Below are 1842 nucleotides of genomic sequence, written 5' to 3' on the forward strand. Positions count from 1 at the left end.
AATCGGCATAGGGGGCGATTTAATCAATCGCACCCCTGCCACACCACCCGGCATGCGGGTCCGCACCGGGCGGTTTGAGAGATTGAGGCTAAGCGAGCCTGGGTAGTCCGATTTGATCGGCCCATTTGATGGTGAGGACACTGTTGAGAAGCTTGCCGCTGTTGCGCCACCAGCTGCCGGCATTAGCCGCCACCCGTTGCGCTGTAGCGAGGTTGGCTCCCCGTGTCTTCAGTTCCCGGAAGATTGTCCTGCGCTGTTTCCATTGCTTGAGCTGAATTGCCCTCACCCGATGGCGCATCCACTCATCCAGCTCTCGCCAGACCTTTGGGGTTTGCGCCAGTCGGAAGTAGGCCTTCCATCCTCGCACGAAGATGCGCAGTCGCTCTGCTACCGCTTTGACGGAACGACCCGTCACGCGCCGTGTCAGTTCGCGGATGCGCGCCTTGAACGTCTGGATCGCTTTGTCGGCAACCCGTCTCTTGACCAGACGTCCCGCGGCAACGAAGAAGGCGTAACCGAGGAATTTACGGCCGAAGACGCTGGCGACGGCACTCTTGGTTTCGTTCACCGTGAGGTGAAGTTTCCCATAAAGACGTCGCAACAGAGCTAGCACCCTTTCTCCCGCGCGCCTTGACCGCACATAGACATTGCAGTCGTCGGCGTAGCGGCAGAAGGCATGGCCCCGCCGTTCAAGTTCCTTGTCCACCTCGTCCAGCAGGACATTGGCCAGAAGCGGAGACAACGGCCCGCCCTGTGGCGTGCCCCTGATCCGTCTGACGGCCACACTCCCATCGATAATGCCGGCACTCAGATAGGCCCGGATCAAGCGGATCACGCCGGGATCGGGGATTTTCTTGCGCAGACGGTCAATCAGGATGTCATGGTCAACCCGGTCGAAGAACTTCTCCAGATCAACGTCTACAACAACCCGTCGTCCGGACTGCACGAAGGATTGCGCCGCTAAAACGGCGTCATGGGCACTTCGTCCAGGGCGGAAGCCGTAGCTGTGCTGACTGAAGGTGGGGTCAAGGATAGGCTGGAGGACTTGCAGGAGCGCTTGTTGGATCAGGCGATCCAGCACCGACGGGATGCCGAGCTCACGCTCGCCGCCCCCCGGCTTCGGGATCATCACCCGACGTACCGCCTGTGGCCGGTACGTCCCCTTTAAGAGGCTGTCACGGATGGCAGGCCATGAGGTTCGCAGCAGCGCGGCCGTCTGGTCGATATCCAGTCCGTCAACACCCGCTGCTCCCTTGTTGGCGCGCACCTGCTTCCAGGCCCTCAAGAGGTTCTCTCGCCTCAGGGCCGCATCAAGCAGCCCTGCACCTGTGTCGTTTCCCGTCCAAGGCGGGGGCGTGGCTTCGTCAAGAACGCCAGACTGACGGGCTTCACCCGCTTCCTCTTGCGATCTCCCGGTAGTCTCCGGCATCTGACGCATGGCCTTACCCATCCCTGGTGGAAGCTTCACTCTCTCTCATTCGGCCCTTCGTTCGCGCCAAGACGCTCCCTACTACGGCTTCTGCTGACTTCTCGCTCCGGCTCGACACCGTCGCCCTTTCAGGCACAAGGCGAGATCTCCCCAGGTAAGAACGCATTCCTTCGCTGCACGATCGCCGGATTTACGACACCGACCCTTGGTCACGAGAGCTTCGCGGTTCGTTGCCCGCTCGCCCTGGTCGGCATCGCCTCATATCCGGTTCTTGTTCATCGACCCGCAGTTTCGATCCACGCTTCCTCCCCACGCTCGGTCACCCTCACGCAGTTGCGCTTCTCTTCGCTTGCTGTGACCAGCTCACGGTGGGACTTGCACCCACAAGAATGCGCCCATGCTGGGCGCACAAC

Annotated in this window: 1 protein-coding gene; it reads right to left on the reverse strand. The window is 61.1% G+C overall.

Translation table 11 applies throughout. From position 1 onward, the window contains the following. Positions 1-88: 88 nt before the first annotated feature. Entirely contained in the window at positions 89-1450 is a 1362-nt protein-coding gene (gene ltrA, locus EDE05_RS26620; protein ID WP_132413616.1) for a group II intron reverse transcriptase/maturase, read from the reverse strand. Between the last annotated feature and the right edge of the window lie 392 nt (positions 1451-1842).

The organism is Neorhizobium sp. R1-B, assembly GCF_004368875.1.
GTDB lineage: Bacteria > Pseudomonadota > Alphaproteobacteria > Rhizobiales > Rhizobiaceae > Neorhizobium > Neorhizobium huautlense.